The sequence below is a fragment of the Spiroplasma gladiatoris genome (assembly GCF_004379335.1).
Classification (GTDB): domain Bacteria; phylum Bacillota_I; class Bacilli_A; order Mycoplasmatales; family Mycoplasmataceae; genus Spiroplasma_A; species Spiroplasma_A gladiatoris.
This window is the reverse complement of sequence record NZ_CP038013.1, coordinates 462,999-479,203: the sequence shown is the minus strand read 5'-3', so window position 1 is coordinate 479,203 and position 16,205 is coordinate 462,999. Positions and strand designations below refer to the sequence as shown.

Sequence of the window (16,205 nt, the reverse complement as noted above, 5' to 3'; positions counted from 1 at the left end):
TATCAAGTTTAAATTAAACTAACTTCTTGCTTTTTTTAAACGACTAATTCCATATAAAAAACATAATGAACCAACTATTGAAAGAGCTGCAAAAGTATAAGTTAAATAAAACTCTCAATCACTTACTTTAACACTGTTATAGCCCCCAACATATCTACCTTCATAGTATTCTGAATAATATGTTTCATTTGAAAAATTTGTGTTTCTATAAGTATAGTTTTTTGCTCCAAAACCATCTAAAGCATGGCCAAATTCATGCACAAGTACGTGAAACATTTCTGGAGATGATCAATAAGCTGTTGAGTATTGGCTATTAAATTCTTTTAAAGTTAAACAATTTCCCAAAATTACAATATACGCTGATTTTATACTGTATTTATTATCATCAATTTTTATAGATGATGATGTAGTATATCCCATTGATAATCCATTATTATCATCAACTAATTTACTATCTCCTGCAACGACAAAAGCTGAAATTAAATTACCGAGATATTTTTCGTTTTTTATTAAAGCAAATAAGTAGTTAAAAAGTTGTAAAATTTTATTTTGTAAATTTCTTTCAATAGTAGTTGTTCAATCAACATAATCTTCTCCTAGCGTTGAATTATATCCATATTCTTTTTTAAAATAACTAATGATATTTGAAAACCATATCGTACTGTAATCTATTTGGTCATAAGATCATTTTGCTAAAAAATCGTCGAGATTTTTAAACGAACTAAAATGTTTTGAATCAAAATTTTCAAAATAATCAGATGATTTAGTTGGTGCTTTAGAAAACGAATCATTCATTCATCTTGATAAAACTGATTTTAAAAGTTTTTTTGAATTATCTACTGAACCTTTATTATCTTTTTTTAGTTGTATAATTTTACACTGTTCTAAAATATTATTTATTGATGAATTGAAATAATTTACATTGTTACTATCAGAATTTCAACCAATATTATTATCTTTATACTTTAAGTCAACTTTGTCTTCAATGCTTTGAGAATTTAAATTGTAATTTTCTACTCAATTTGAAGAGTTATCAATTATACTAATTATTTTTTTTGTTTTATCTTGTAATTGCTGTCCTGATTCAATTATGATAGGAAAAATATCAATAAAAAAACTATTTGTAAAATATCAGCTTTTGTTTCTTAATTCTTTTGGAGTTTGTAATCACTTTGAAAATGCTTCTGCAAAAAACTCACTATCTTTTTTTGAACCATATACACTTATATTTAAAGTACTTGCAATTAAATTTTGTAAAAATAAATTTTGATAAAATGTTTGTCATTTTAATTTTTCTTTTTTTGTTTGTTCATTATCATTTGAATTAGTTTTGTACTCATCAATAAATTCAATAGATTGATTAATAATTTGTAAAGAATCATTTTCAATATCTGTAACATAATGAGCATAGTAATATTTTAAAACTCTACCCGAATACATTAATAAATCTTCATTAATATTTTTTGCAAGCAGTTTATCTTCAATTAAAAAATCTTTATAACTATATGTTGGGGTTTCATTTTCAATATTATTAACTGTATTAATTATTTGTTTATCTAAAAAAAATGTTGAAGGAACAACACTACTTGAAATATAGCTAAATAATAATAATACTTTAAATACAATACTCATTTCTATACCGCCTAAATAAATTAATTATCAAATAATTCTTCTCTACGTTTTTTATATTTTGCTTTTTTAATTTTGGCAATTGATTCTTTAATATGTTTTCTTCTAATATCTTTTTTCACTTTATCAATTTCTAATTTTCTTTTCTTTTTATAACCTGGTTTTATAGGTTTATTTTTATACTTACTTATAATTTTTTGTTCTTCAAGAGCAACTGGAGAATTTTTATTAGTTAGTTTTGTTTTCTTTTTAGTTTCAATATCTACCAATTTATCTCCAACAAGTTTTTTGCTTTTAAATTCTATTTTCATAGACTTTAAAGTATCAATTAAATGTTGGTTATTTGAATTAAACAAAACATAACTTTGTCCTGAATATTGTTTTCTACCAGTTCTTCCACTTCTGTGAATGTAATATTCTAAGTCTCTTGGTAAATCTATTGAGATAATATGACTAACTCCATCAATATCAATACCTCTTGATGCAACATCACTTGCAACAATTCATTTGAATTCCATATTTTGAATTCTTTTTTGCATATTTGCTCTTTGCCTTGGATCTAAATCGCCATGAAGTTCTCCAATGTTTTTAATACCAAACTCATTTAATCAACTTATCACTTGTTTTACTTGATCTTTTTTATTTACAAATATCATTGCAACATATGGATTAATTGATTCAACTATTAACTTTAAAACATATTTATTTTCTTTATTTTTAGTTCAGACTAAAACATGTTCGATATTAGAGTTGGTTGGATTATCATTAATATTTTCAATAAATTGTGCTTTTGCTAAATATTTTGTTAAGAAAGGTTTTAAACCATTATTGATTGTTGCTGAAAATAAGCTTATATTTGCTTGTTGGTTAATTTTTGCTAACATAAAATCCAAATCATCGATGAACCCTAAATCAAAAATCATATCACATTCATCAATAACAACATAATTAGAAGTAGTTATTTGCAATAAATTTTGTTCATATAAACTTTTTAATCTTGTTGGAGTTCCTATAACAATCATTGGTTGTTTATTTTTTAGGTTTATAGATTGTTTTTCAATATCATCTCCACCAATAAAAAGACCAAATGTTGCTAAAGGATTAAATTTTAAAAGCTCTTTTGTATTATTAAAAATTTGTCTTGCTAGTTCTCTAGTTGGAGCAATTATTAAAGCTTGAACTTTATTAGCTTGATAGTCTAAATTATTTAAAATTGGTAGTAAAAAAGAATGAGTTTTTCCAGTACCTGTATGCGATTGAGCAATAACACTTTTATTTTTTTTTATTAAAGGAATTACCTTTTGTTGAATTATTGTTGGTTTGACAAATCCCAATTCTGCCAAACCATCATTAATAAATTTTTTAAATCCTAAGTCACTAAATTTCATTTTTACCACCTATATTAATGATTATATATTAATAAAAAAAGAAAACTATTTTTCTAAATAATCTTCTCCTTTTTCAACTTCAACTTTGCTTAAATTTAAATAATCTCATTGTCTTAAAACCTCATATGTTGCAATACCAACAGAATTTGCAATATTTAAGCTTCTACCAGTATCAATCATTGGAATTCTAAAGCATTTTTCTAAGTTTGATTTTAAAATGTTTTTTTCAATACCTGTTGACTCTCTACCAAACATAATAAATATTTCATCGTTTATTTCTTTAAAATTAAAATCACTAATTGGTTTTTTACCATATCTAGTCATAAAAAATATATTAGCATTAGGATTTTTAATTATAAAATCATTTCAATCTTCATATTTTACATATTCACAACCTTCAAAATTGTTTGCACTAGTTCTTGTAAAATTTCTTCTATCAAAAATAAAACCAAATGGTTCAATCAAATGAAGTTTAGCATCAGTTAATGCGCAAGTTCTCATAATAGCGCCAACATTATTAGCAATTTCTGGTTCAAATAAAATTATATTAATTTTTCTCATTTATCTCCTTTAAATAAAAAAAGAAATTTATTTCTTTTTTGAAACAATATCTTCTTTGTTAATATAGTTAATTTCATCAAGTCTATCTAAATCACCAATATTATTAATTTTATTCATAATTAAATAAGTTGTATCTAAATCAATTTTATCTCGTTTAATTAATTTATCAGTATCTAAATTAACTAAGTTGTGATCATAAAAGAATTGTTTATATCTTTGATCTCCATAAGTAAAAACTTTAACAAGATAATCATAGTATTCTTTAAAAGTAGCTTTACCATTAGAAGCAATTTCAAGATAAAATTTTGATTTGTTATAGATATTTTTACCTTTTTTATAACCCATATAAGCACCTCTTTAAACATTTTTAATTATACCATAAATTAATTAGTAAAAATAGACTCCTATTCTTATGATGGTGCGCACCACTTTGAAATTAATTAACTAAATATTTTCTAAATACTCTTTAAGTTGATTTAAAGCTATGCTTCTATGACTTAATTTTTGTTTTATTTCAAAACCTAATCTCGCAAATGTGTCTTTATAACCATTAGGAATAAAAATTTTATCATAAGCAAAACCATCATTTCCATCTTGATATAAAGCGATATGTCCTTCTACTATGCCTGTAAATATTTTTTCTTTTTGAGTAGTTGTATCTATTAATGCCAATGTGCAATTAAAATGAGCTTTTCTTTGTTCTACAGTTATTAAATTATTTTGTTGGATTATATCTAAAAGTTTATTATTGATTTCATCTCAATTTTTAATATCATTTCCAACTCATCTTTTAGAATTAACTCCAGGAAAATCGTTTAAATTATTAATGCATAATCCTGAGTCATCTGCAATTATAATTCCTTGAACATGTTTTGCTAAATAGCGTGCTTTTATTAATGCATTTTTTTCAAAAGTATCACCATCTTCAATAATGTCTAAATCTTTTTGAAAATCATCTAAAGAATTTATATTAAATTCTTTTAATATAAACTTAAACTCTTTTATTTTATTTTTATTATTTGTAGCTATTCAAATGGTTTTTTTCATTTTATTCCTTATCTGTTTTTATTTATATTTATATTATAATAAAAATAACTTGGAGTAATTAATATGAATGAAAAATTTAAAGGGTTAACAAATAATATTTTAATAAAAGATGATCAAATTATAAAATTTGCAAAAGAGTTAAGTAAAACTTATTTAGATAAAAAAAATGAATACAATGTCTTAAATGAGTTTTTAAATTCAGATCAAGATGTTATGATAAAACCAATTGAATTTAATTACAAAAATAATAATTTAATAAGTAGTTTTAAAATTTTAAAAGATTTTAAAAGTTTAGAAGAATATGAAATAAATGAACTTGTTCTTTCTAAAATAGTAGATTCTATTTATAAGTTTCATAATATCAAATTAAATTTTAAAAAAATAAAAAGATTCAATTATAAAAATTTTTTATTTTTTTTTGTAAATAATATTAAAAACAAAATGTTCAATCTTAGCAGAGAGATAAAAATAGTTTTAAATAAAGTTAGTCAATTAGAAAAATGTGATTTTGTTATTAGTCATAACGACCTTGTTCCTGGAAACATATTAATAAATAAGAATTTTGAAATAAAATTTATAGATTATGATTATGTTATGTTGAATGATAAATTTTTTGATATAGCAAGTTTTATAACAGAAACTTTAAACGATAATGAAGAACTTATTAAAAATTTTATTAGTTTAGTTATAAAAAAAAATCTTCTTAAAAAAGAAGAACTTGATATGTTAAATAATTGTATTGCTTATCAAGATGTATTGTGAACTTTATGAGCAAATTATATGCATGAAAATTTAAATGAAGATATTTATTTACAAATTGCTAAAGAAAAATATGATCGTATAAAAAATCGAAAATTAATAACTATTTAAATTCAATTTTATTTTTTTTAGCTTCTTTTTTTTGTTCTTTAAGTCTTGCTTTTTTTTCTTTTGAGTCTAACTTTTCATTTAGTTTTTGTTTTTTTTCTAAATCTTTTTGTTTTTGTTGTTGATATTCTGCTTCTATTTTATTTTCTAATTCTATTTTTAAATCATCAATCTTTTTTTGTTTTTGTTTTTGTTGTTCTAAATTTATTTCATACTTTTTAATTTTATCAATTATTTTTAATGGAACAGATTTACCTTCTTTATAATCAGATAAATAATTTTCAAAAATTTCAAGTTTTTTAAAACTTTTATTTTTAGCAATATAAGTTATAAAAACCCCTAACGTAACTGCTATGATTGCAGAAAATAAAACTATAACTAATTTAATAATTATAAAAACTGTGTCATTTTTATTAAAAGCAAATCCTAATAAAATTAAAGTTATAAAAACTAAAGTTGTTGTTGTTGCATAAGTAAAATTATCTTCTTTGTGTAATTTTAATATGTAAAAGATAAAAGTTGATAAAAAAGTGAACATAAGATAAATTATACAAATCAAAATTATATAACCTACTTTTGGATCTGGTAAATTATTAAGAAAAGAAAATGAAAAATCATTTCCCACCAGTAATCAAACTAAAATCCCAGGAATTATTGATTCAATTAATAAAAAACCAGCACTAACAAAAAAATCTGTTCTTTGTTCGCTAAAGTTTTTTCACATGTTTTTATTATTTTCAATATTTTTCATTTTATTTCCTTTTAAGTATTTTATCAAATAAATATAAAAAAAACCTATACAGGTTTTTTGCTCTCTTAATTGGAGCGGGTGAAGGGAATCGAACCCTCACAGTCAGCTTGGAAGGCTGAAGTTCTACCATTAAACTACACCCGCAATTGAGTACATTTGAATAATATACTATTAAGAAATAAATTACAATAAAAAATTAAAAAAAAATAAAATTTATTTTATAAGTTTAATATTTTATCGAATTTTGAATAAATACTTTCATTTAATTTATGAGCAACCATTATTATAGTTTTATTTTTACCATTTAAAAATAAATTAATAATTTTATTTGAAGAAGTTTCGTCTAAAGCAGAAGTAATTTCATCTATAAAATATCAATCTTTGTTTTGTAACAAACCTCTAATTATTGATAGTCTTTGTTTTTCACCACCTGAAAAATTTGTTACATTGTCTGTGATTTCACTATTTAATCCGTTGGGGAGTGTTTTTAGTAAATTATTTAAATTTAACATTTCAAAAAATTTAAATACTTGGTCTTCACTAATATCTTTTTTATTTAATGTTAAGTTTTCTAATATAGAACCTTTACTTAAAATTATATCTTGACCTATATATGTAGAGGTATTTCTTAAATCTACATTATCTACTAATTTATCATTTATAATTACTTAACCATCAATTTTAAACTTAGGATTATATAACATTTTTAAAAGTGTTGTTTTACCAACTCCACTTTCACCTTTTATAAGAATTTTTTCTCCTTTATAAATTTTTAAACTGAAGTTTTTTATAATTTCTTTTTCATTATCTTCATGTTTAAAACTTAGATTTTTGTATTCAATTGAATTAACTTTAGAAACTTCATTTTGTTCATTATCCACTTCTTCATTGTTCAATGAGTAATTTAATTTAATAACATTTTTATGAGCTAAAATACTAATAAGTGACTTAACAGATGAACTTCCAAAGAAACAATAAATCCCTGATATTATATTTAGTGTTGTTATTAAACCAATGGATTTAATATATCCTTTTATATATAAAAAACTGAATAAAATTAATAAAATAACTTGACCTAAAAATATTACTATTTCATTAAATAAGTTACTTAAATTAAAAGAATTGTTCATTTTTTTGTTTTTTAATTCTAAATTTTTTGATCCACTTTCAATATTTTTAATTAATGTTTTAGCTTCTTTCATAGTTCAAAATATTCAATATGAGTTAAACTATCTTTAGATTTTTGTAAAAAAATATCATTTTCTTTATTAAAGTCTTCTACTTTTTTTGATTATCTTTATTCATAATTAAAGGCATAACTAACACTAATAATGTTAATACTAAAGTTGCTAAAAATGATATTCAACTCAAATAAGTTAAGAACCCAAAACCTGAAACTACTGTTAAAATGGTTTTTGTTATATCAAAAATATTTTTATAATATTGATCTGCGACTTGGTTTACTTTATTAAAGTTCAAGTTTAAAAACTCACCAGTGTCAATTTTTAACTTATAATTTTCAACAAATGTATTTTTAGCAACAATTTTTCTTAGATTACTATTTAATAAAGCTATTGAACTATTTAAAATTAATTGTGAAATGTAATCTAACAATAAATGTAATAAAATTAAGCTTATTGCAATTGATGAAGTTATATAAAATTTGGTCATTTGATTACTTATTGCATAATCTAAAATATAAGAAAAAGCATAAGACATACCTAAATAAAAGCAATTACTTATAAATGTTATTATTGTGTAAAAAAAGTAATTCAGTCATACTTTTTTTGTAAAATTTTTCATAATATTAATTCTTTTTATAATTCATTTGTTTTTAATTTATAAATAACGAATTTTAGAAATAAAATCCTACCAAATTGTGATTTTTATTTTAATAAGTTGTATAAAATTGCCGTTAGTTCTAGAAAAAACTCAAAAATTAGTATTTGCTGCAATATTGTGAGTTTGTGCTATTACTCAAATTACACTTTTACTAGTTTCTTTATCAATAATTTTAATTGTTTTTTAGGTTTTTTCAGACACTAAATTTGATCATTTATTTAAAAATTCTTCTCTTGTCACTTTTTTTCACTTTCTTAACTATCACTATTATTACCAAAACGATTTAAATAAGAAGTATTATCTAATTTTTCAGAAACTAAAAGAAACAACGTTATAAGAGCTTGAACTCTATACTTATAATCATTACTCAAAGAATAGTTTATTAAAATTTTTTTTCACCCTTCAACTTCAGGAATCTCTTCAATATGGTTGTTAGTTGTTATTAAATAAACATTTTTTGTAATCTTTTCAATATACTCTAATATTCTAGAAAGAGTTAATGTATCCCTTCCTGTCATTATTACTAAGATTAGTTCATCTTTAAAGTCAACATGTCTTACAAGTTCTAAATTAATGGCACTATCCATTAAATGAACATCTACACCTTGATTTCTTAAAATATTTTCAAAATGTCTTGCAACAGGCATAGTTTGAAATGATGGAGCTAGTCAAATTTTTTTCTTTGTATTAATTTGGTTTGCTAAACTTAAAATAAAGTCAGAATAAGATAATACTCAATCATTGATTATTTCAAAACTTCTTGTATCTAGTTCTTTATAATCAATTTCATCTCGTTTTTTAGGAGCTATCATTGCATTTTCATATTCAATTTTTAAACGAATTGCAAGTTCTTTATACCCTTCACAAAGCGCTGATTTTGAAAATTGTGTAATTGTTGACATTGAAACATAACAAGCATCGGCAAGTTCGTTTTGACTTTTAAATACACCATTGTTAAAATCTTCTAAAATTTGTTTTGCTATTAATTTAAAAGTCGTATTCTTGTTATCTTTTACAAGATTTTCAATTCTTTCATATATTGAAACCATTCAAATCTTCTCCTTATGCATATCTAATTAATGTTAATAAATTTGTTTAATATAATTAATTATCTCTAGACACATTAATTGATAGTCATCATAGTTGTGAGTAAATCACTTTGTTTCTTTTAATTGATTTTTAAACCAAGTTAGTTGTCTTCTTGCGTATCTTCGATTATTTCTTTGCATTAAACTTATGGTTGAATTATAATCAATCTCATTGTTTAAAAAAGCAATAATCTCTGGTCCCCCAATACATTTAAGTGCTTGAGCTTTTGAATTTTTGTTGTTATCAAGTCATGCATTTTTTATTTCTTCAAAAAGACCAATATCTACTAGTTTTAATACTCGTTCATTTATTTTATTATGTAATAAATTTCTTTCAGGATTTATTCCTATAATTATAATATTATCATAATAAAAGTTTTTATTGTCAATTATTAACTCGCTTTTTTTTATTCCATTCAATTTAAAAATTTCTAAAGCTCTTAATATACGATAGCGATTATTTGGGTGAATCTGACTTGCGCTAATTGGATCTAAAATATTTAACTTATCTCAAAGTTTTTGATTTGTATCATTTTTATATCTTTCTATAAATCCTTCAATATGATCATTACTATTAAAGTTATAGTTTCTTATTAAAGCATTAATATATAAACCAGTTCCTCCAATTATAATTGGAGTTTTATTTTTTTTAATAATACTATCAATTGCGTTTCTTCCATCAGTTTGAAATTGTGCAACAGAATAAGATTCATTTACTTTTTTTATTGATAGTAAATGATGTTTGATACCTTCCATTTCACCTTTTGTGATTTTATTAGTAGCAATATCTGTTCCACAAAAAATTTGAGTGGCATCAGCATTAATGCACTCTCCATTAAATTCTTTAGCTAATTTGATTGATAAATCTGTTTTTCCTGATGCAGTAGGTCCAACTATTACAATTATTTTTGATTTCATAAAAAACCCCTTGTTTTATTTTATTTTTTAAATTGATTATGAACTAATTAACTTAAAAAATAAAATAAAAATATTTCCACCCGCTATAAAATGCATGAGATAGGAAATACTAATTTATAGAGCGGTTTTAAACACTCATGCAAACTTAAAGAATAACAAATATTCTTGGTGTCCCGAAGGACATATTTATTATACATCAACAAAAAAAAAAAAAAAATATCTCTTAAAAATGAGATATTTCTTTATTTAAGTTTTGGTTGTTGTTTACGAATTTCAATATTAATTTTTTTAGGTTCAACAACTGAAGGTTTAAATAAAACAGTTTTTTTAGATTTTGCCAACGCATCACCTGGAACTTTAATTTCTTTCATAAAGTTATAAATTTCTCTTGTGTCTCTAATTCCTGAAACCGGAGCAACTCAAGGTTCATCAGCTTTACGCTTAACTTTTGCATTCATTCAGTGTAATGCTACGATGTTGTTAACATCATCGTATTCACCTTCTGGATCAATTGGAGCATTAACTCATCCAAATTCTGATTCCATTCCAAATTGATTAAATTTAATAATAGCTCCTGCAACATCTTTTCTATAAATAGCAGCATTTGTTGCTGAAACTGGATCTGCTTTTTCTCAAATAAATTTTGATTGACCTTCTGTTAATTTAATATCTTTGTTTTGAATTTTGTTTGGTTTTGGGTCACTCGCTTTTTTTCTTGTTTGAATGTGTTCAGATCTTTTTGCGTTAGATGCAGCACGTTTTACCGCTGCATTATCTGGTCCTTTTTTTGTAGTAGCCATCTTTTCGCACCATCTTTCTAATGTAAAACATAATATTTATTTATTTTATTTGATTTGGAAATAATTTATAAATTAGTTCCAAAGCATAAATTAATTATACACTAAATTACTACTCATTACTAATCTAAAATTTATTAATTTACCTATTTTTAAAATTATTAAGCTTTGTGATTAATGTAAAGAATATTTATATATTTTCTATTCTTTTTCTTGCAATATCAAAATATTCTGTTTCTAACTCGATTCCTACGAATTTTCTACTCAGACTTAAAGCGGCAACACCTGTTGTGCCACTCCCCATAAAAGGGTCAAAAATAACATCATTTTTGTTAGTGTGAATTTCTATAATCTCTTTTAATAAAGATAAACTTTTTTGAGTAGGATGTTTCGTTTTTTCTTTACCACTTACTAGATTAGTTCTTATTTCAGCTCTTAAATAAGGTGAAGATTCGTTTCTATTAAATACCCATTTAGATCCTTTTTTCACACCTCAAATTGCAAATTCTGTGTCTTGAACATATCTTCTATCTCTGTTTCTTGGCATAGGATTTTTTTTAATTCATTTAATTACATCTTTAACATCGATTTCATTTTTTTCAAGTTCTTTTATTATAAAACTTATATATCTATAGGAACAAAAAATAATTATAGAACCATTTTTATCAAGCAATAAAGATGCATCTTTTATTCAGCCATAGAGATTGAAATCTTTATCTCACATCCCGAAATCTAAACCTTTTCTTGGTATTTTCAATGTAGAAAAATTATTGCACTGAGAAATGTTATAAGGTGGATCTGTAAAAATATGATTAAATTTTTTATGTTTTTTTAACATATCTTTCATAAGATTAAATGAATCTGCCCTATAAATTTCAAATCCGCTGCCTCTAACTTTAACAAAATCAATTTGTTTAATTATTGAATCAGCAATAGCTTTAGACAATAATGGTGGAACAGCATTTCCTATTTGCTTACATACCTCTGTTTTATTACCGTAAAAAATAAAATTATCTGGAAAACTTTGAATTCTCGCAGCTTCTCTTGGAGTTATAGCTCTATTTAAAATTGGATGCGAGTTTTTGCCATTAGATGGGGTGTCAAATCTCGTATCTATTGTAGGGCTTGGTTTATCTCATTCCAATCTTGTTCATGTAGTGCTAAATTTTTGTTTACCTATTAGGTCGTTAGGTAAATATTCTTTTCCTTTTTCGGGTGGTATTAAAGATAGTTTATGTAATGATAATTTTGAGTGATTACTAGATTGATGATTATATAATAGCTTAGAATCCTTTCTCATTTGTTTTTGAAATTCACAATCAGGTTCTTTTTTATATACTTCTTCAAAACTTCCTTCACCTGATTTTAAATAATTCAAGTCACTTATCGCATTTCTAACAGTGTTTTTTTTTGTTATATAATCTTTGGGTAATTTAATATTTTTGCTTAAACAGCCTATTATTATGGTTCTCTCTCTTATTTGTGGAACACCAAAATTATATGAATTTAATATTCCATGATTTATGTTATATCCAATATCAGAAAACATTTTTTCAATCTGTTTTATGAAAAAACCATCTGAAGCTGTAGACATATTTTTAACATTTTCTATAACTATAATTTCAGGTTTTAATTTTTCTACTATATGAAAAAATTCTAAAAACAAAAAATTTCTCGAATCATTTAAGCCAAGTTTCTTTCCTTTTAAACTAAATCCTTGACATGGTGGTCCCCCAATTATCATGTTTACTTTTTTTTCAATACAAATATTAACGATTTCTTCTTTTACTTCTTCTATGGTTAGGTCGCCCAATATAACTTCTGAACTAGGAAAATTTTTCTTAAATGTTTCAATTGCATTTTTATTAATATCAACAGCTAAAACTGTTTTAAAATTTTCATTCATTTCCATTCCATAAGAAAATCCACCCGCACCTGAAAAAAGATCTAATATTTTAAATTGCTTCAAAACAATTTCTCCTTTTGTGAGGTAGTTATTTTTTTTCCCTCATAAAGAATGATAACATAAAATTATATTTATTTTAGTTTAGAATAAATATAATCTATATTTTTGTAAATATTATAAGTACTTGTAAAATTTTCAACATATCTACATACATCTTTATTTAACTTTAAAATTGATTGAATTATTTCTTTTTGATATTTTTCATCTGCTCTATTAGGTGTAAGAGCTTTATGACAAGCGGGACACAATTTAACTAGATTATCAATTTGATCAACTTCTCCATTAGAAAAAGATATAACATGATGAATTTCTAAGTATAAATTTTCACTATTTCTGTAATAAAAAGTTCTGTCAATCACTTTGTATTTTTCATAACAACCATAACATATATCGGGAAGAAGTGCTTTGGCATAAACAACTATACTGGTATTTCTTTTTAGTGAAGGTTTAATTTCAAGGTTTAGTTTTTTACGTAGATTTTCAATATCATCCGCAAAAGAGTACTCTTTTGAAAAAGCGGCTTTTATATAAAACATCATTCTTTCTATAAACTGGTTATTAAATAAAGAACTTGTACTTTTATTTATGAAAAGATCTCTATTAAATTCAATAATATCTGCTTTATATGTGTTTATTTTTCTTATTTCTTTATAAAAATTTTCATAAAAATATTTTAAATTTATTCTTATTTGATCATCTCTTTTTTTACCGCCTATGTATTCTGGCTGGAGGTCTCTAAAGTTAAAGTTTAGTTGTTCAAGACCTTCAATACTTGTTAAAAGATAAAATATGTTTTTACAATATGTTTCTGTAGCTACTTGCTTTTTTAAGTCAACTGCATATAAATTTCTTGAAAAATCTACACTTCCTCTTAATCCGAACAGACCAACAAAAACATAAATTTTAAAATCATTAGTTGAATAAAAACTTCTCAAATTTTGAATTCTTTTATACAAGGCTGCTGTTAATAATTCGAGTTTATTAAATTCTAAGTTTTTCTTTATATAACAATAATGTACTCTATTTTTTAAAAAAAACGGTAATTCTGTGTAGTTAATCAGTAATTTATTATTTTCTTCAAGAAGGTCATCGTTATAGTTTAATTTAGTTTTAAACTTTGATTTTTTATAATGTGACTTAACCACAAAATAATTTTCATCTTCATCTTCGATCAGATTAAAATAAACAGTGCATAATGTTCTTAAGTCTGTGCTTCTTATAATGTTTTCAACATTGATGTATTTTTTCATATAATCATTCCTTTTATCTCATATCAAACTTTATCAAATAATTAATAGGTATCAAATTTTCTTCTTTTATGTCAGGATAAAGTATTTCTGTTATATTTATATTTTTATTATCAATAAATACTTAATATATTAAAGTTTCTTTATTTTTAAACATTTCTCATTCTCTTTTTGAAATATAAATAGTTTTATTATCATTTAAAGATGATTTTACTTCAATTTTTTTTATTTTACCATTCGGATAATAACTTTCTACATCATACCCATCACCGTCAGTATCTTTCTGCTTAACCTTTTGAGCTAAATCTGCTCTATTTTTTAATAAAAGATTTCTTTTTTCATAAATAACAACCTTTTTTTCAGCATCATCACCTAATTCTGTTTTTATTAGTTGAATTTTTTTATTTTTATTTCTGTCAACTGTACTTCTATTGTTAAAATACCCATCACCAACAATAATGTCTTTGACAATATTATTATTAGAAAAATAATTGTGGTAAAACTTAAAATACTTGTTTATCACTTCTAGATAATTGCGTTTGTCTTTTTTTATTAAATTTAAGTCTCCCAAAGTGGGATTAACAATAGAAAGTTCTTGATATTCACTTAGATAATAAAAAAGAGTTTTTATATCATTAAAAGTTTTTTCTATATCTAAAGCATTATCATTATTCTTTACAAATTTACACACAGGAGAACTGATTAAGTAACTTTCACCTCTAGTAATCACACCTTTATTGTTATCATAAAAGAATTCCGGGTAGTTATTTTTTCAACCTATTTTCTTCATCAATGGTTTAAGATATTTTTCCATTTTTATTCTATTATTTTTTAATTCTAATACTCCTTCTTTAGAATTAAAAAAATCTGCTGTTTTTTGACAAATATTTATTGAATAACCGTTTAAAAGTGGATAGAAAATTATTGTTAAACCATAATTATTCTTTTCAAAAATTGAAATTCAAGGTGTGTGAGTTAAATAACCTTTACCTATTGATGATTTAATGTTTGAGTTTTCAGGAAATAAAATACTGATTGATTTTACTAATTTATTTAATTCTATTAATAAATAGTTAAAGTCATTTACTTTACGTTTCTTATTTCCGTCTAAGAGTACTTTTAAATAAATTTTATTATAATTTCTAAAACTATTTTTCATAAAATCACCATTTATATTTTATTACATAAATTAATAGCATTCAACAATTTAAAATTATTAGTTCTTGTTTTATATTTAAACGCTTTTTTAATGTTTATAAATTTTTATGTTAATTGTAAGAGATTATTTCAGAAAAATACAACATATTAACATATGCTTTAAATATAATTTTCTAAGTATAAATCATGTTGAAAAACATAAAATTATATAAGGAAAATTTTTTATATAACAAATTTAAAGCGATATAAATAAAATACTTTATATTTTGATACCAAAAAGGAGATTGTAAGTAACCATTTTAATCAAAATTTATCTTATAGAGATTTATAAAATATTTATAACATTTATTATTTGTCAGTTAAAATAATGTGTGTTAATTGAGAGTTTTATGGTTACGAGTCATTTATTTTAAAAGTGGGGAAACATAATAAACACAATGGAAAAATTAGAACTAATTTAAAAAATTCAAAATATAAAAAAATGCAGAGTTTAACAAAAAATAAAGTGTTTGGAAATCGATAATGATATTTTAAAAAAGTTTAATTAACTAATAGATGATTTAAAAAAATAATAATTAATTAATATAAAAGCATAGAGAAATATAAGAGTAAATACTCTTTTATTTCTCTATGCGAATTATTAAATATAACAATAGCGAGTTATTATCGTTGACATAATAAAGACAAACCAGAATATAACGTAAAATATACATTAATTTAGTTTATGAAATAAAAGATATTTTTTAAAGAATAATAATATTTGTGGTTTGCCAAGAATAAAAAAATATTGAATAAAAAATGTTTTATAGTAAGTCAGTATTATAAAAGACTCAAATACCTAATTTATAGTTGGTATGACTTATTTTAAAAAATAATATTACAATATCATTTTCATGGCTTGATAATTCTATTGATAATGCAATGTGTAAAAACTTCTTTACCCTTA

General features: G+C 23.1%; 16 protein-coding genes and 1 tRNA gene. 1 reads left to right on the top strand and 16 read right to left on the bottom strand.

What is annotated here, in order from left to right:
* Positions 1–18: 18 nt before the first annotated feature.
* From SGLAD_RS02260 to rdgB, 5 genes are all read right to left on the bottom strand, one after another.
* On the bottom strand, positions 19–1,632 hold the full coding sequence (locus SGLAD_RS02260; RefSeq protein WP_134297422.1) for a hypothetical protein: 1,614 nt from the start codon (positions 1,630–1,632) through the stop codon (positions 19–21).
* Between the two features lie 20 nt (positions 1,633–1,652).
* On the bottom strand, positions 1,653–3,017 hold the full coding sequence (locus SGLAD_RS02255; protein ID WP_134297421.1) for a DEAD/DEAH box helicase: 1,365 nt from the start codon (positions 3,015–3,017) through the stop codon (positions 1,653–1,655).
* 45 nt (positions 3,018–3,062) lie between these two features.
* Positions 3,063–3,578: a tRNA (cytidine(34)-2'-O)-methyltransferase gene (locus tag SGLAD_RS02250; RefSeq protein WP_134297420.1), complete on the bottom strand. Its 516-nt coding sequence runs from the start codon at positions 3,576–3,578 to the stop codon at positions 3,063–3,065.
* Positions 3,579–3,605: 27 nt separating this feature from the next.
* The gene (locus tag SGLAD_RS02245) at positions 3,606–3,923 is read right to left on the bottom strand and encodes a hypothetical protein (protein WP_134297419.1); all 318 of its coding nucleotides are present in this window, start codon (positions 3,921–3,923) and stop codon (positions 3,606–3,608) included.
* 99 nt (positions 3,924–4,022) lie between these two features.
* Complete coding sequence (gene rdgB / locus SGLAD_RS02240; protein WP_134297418.1) at positions 4,023–4,625, bottom strand: RdgB/HAM1 family non-canonical purine NTP pyrophosphatase; 603 nt, start codon at positions 4,623–4,625, stop codon at positions 4,023–4,025.
* Positions 4,626–4,688: 63 nt separating this feature from the next.
* Here rdgB and SGLAD_RS02235 point away from each other — a divergent pair, with 63 nt between their 5' ends.
* Positions 4,689–5,495 (top strand): phosphotransferase, encoded by an 807-nt coding sequence (locus SGLAD_RS02235; protein WP_134297417.1) that lies wholly within the window; start codon positions 4,689–4,691, stop codon positions 5,493–5,495.
* On the opposite strand, the gene SGLAD_RS02230 is transcribed toward SGLAD_RS02235, so the two are convergent.
* The 11 genes from SGLAD_RS02230 to SGLAD_RS02180 all read right to left on the bottom strand — a co-directional run bounded on the left by SGLAD_RS02230 (position 5,488) and on the right by SGLAD_RS02180 (position 15,260).
* On the bottom strand, positions 5,488–6,243 hold the full coding sequence (locus SGLAD_RS02230; protein ID WP_134297416.1) for a DxFTY motif-containing membrane protein: 756 nt from the start codon (positions 6,241–6,243) through the stop codon (positions 5,488–5,490). The genes SGLAD_RS02235 and SGLAD_RS02230 overlap by 8 nt on opposite strands.
* Positions 6,244–6,313: 70 nt before the next feature.
* A tRNA-Gly gene (locus SGLAD_RS02225) sits at positions 6,314–6,387 on the bottom strand.
* 74 nt (positions 6,388–6,461) lie between these two features.
* Positions 6,462–6,755: an ATP-binding cassette domain-containing protein gene (locus SGLAD_RS02220; protein ID WP_341785886.1), complete on the bottom strand. Its 294-nt coding sequence runs from the start codon at positions 6,753–6,755 to the stop codon at positions 6,462–6,464.
* A gap of 156 nt (positions 6,756–6,911) precedes the next feature.
* Positions 6,912–7,445 (bottom strand): ATP-binding cassette domain-containing protein, encoded by a 534-nt coding sequence (locus SGLAD_RS02215; protein WP_134297414.1) that lies wholly within the window; start codon positions 7,443–7,445, stop codon positions 6,912–6,914.
* A 76-nt stretch (positions 7,446–7,521) separates the two neighbouring features.
* Entirely contained in the window at positions 7,522–8,046 is a 525-nt protein-coding gene (locus tag SGLAD_RS02210) for an ABC transporter transmembrane domain-containing protein (protein WP_134297413.1), read from the bottom strand.
* A 293-nt stretch (positions 8,047–8,339) separates the two neighbouring features.
* Positions 8,340–9,134 carry a MurR/RpiR family transcriptional regulator gene (locus SGLAD_RS02205; RefSeq protein WP_166739159.1) on the bottom strand — a complete coding sequence of 265 codons (795 nt, stop codon included), beginning with the start codon at positions 9,132–9,134 and terminating at the stop codon, positions 8,340–8,342.
* A gap of 33 nt (positions 9,135–9,167) precedes the next feature.
* Entirely contained in the window at positions 9,168–10,091 is a 924-nt protein-coding gene (gene miaA, locus SGLAD_RS02200; protein ID WP_134297411.1) for a tRNA (adenosine(37)-N6)-dimethylallyltransferase MiaA, read from the bottom strand.
* A 242-nt stretch (positions 10,092–10,333) separates the two neighbouring features.
* Positions 10,334–10,891: a hypothetical protein gene (locus SGLAD_RS02195; RefSeq protein WP_134297410.1), complete on the bottom strand. Its 558-nt coding sequence runs from the start codon at positions 10,889–10,891 to the stop codon at positions 10,334–10,336.
* A gap of 187 nt (positions 10,892–11,078) precedes the next feature.
* Positions 11,079–12,857 (bottom strand): DNA cytosine methyltransferase, encoded by a 1,779-nt coding sequence (locus tag SGLAD_RS02190; protein ID WP_134297409.1) that lies wholly within the window; start codon positions 12,855–12,857, stop codon positions 11,079–11,081.
* 68 nt (positions 12,858–12,925) lie between these two features.
* Complete coding sequence (locus tag SGLAD_RS02185) at positions 12,926–14,104, bottom strand: HNH endonuclease signature motif containing protein (RefSeq protein ID WP_134297408.1); 1,179 nt, start codon at positions 14,102–14,104, stop codon at positions 12,926–12,928.
* 121 nt (positions 14,105–14,225) lie between these two features.
* The gene (locus SGLAD_RS02180) at positions 14,226–15,260 is read right to left on the bottom strand and encodes a protein NO VEIN domain-containing protein (RefSeq protein ID WP_134297407.1); all 1,035 of its coding nucleotides are present in this window, start codon (positions 15,258–15,260) and stop codon (positions 14,226–14,228) included.
* Positions 15,261–16,205: the final 945 nt, after the last annotated feature.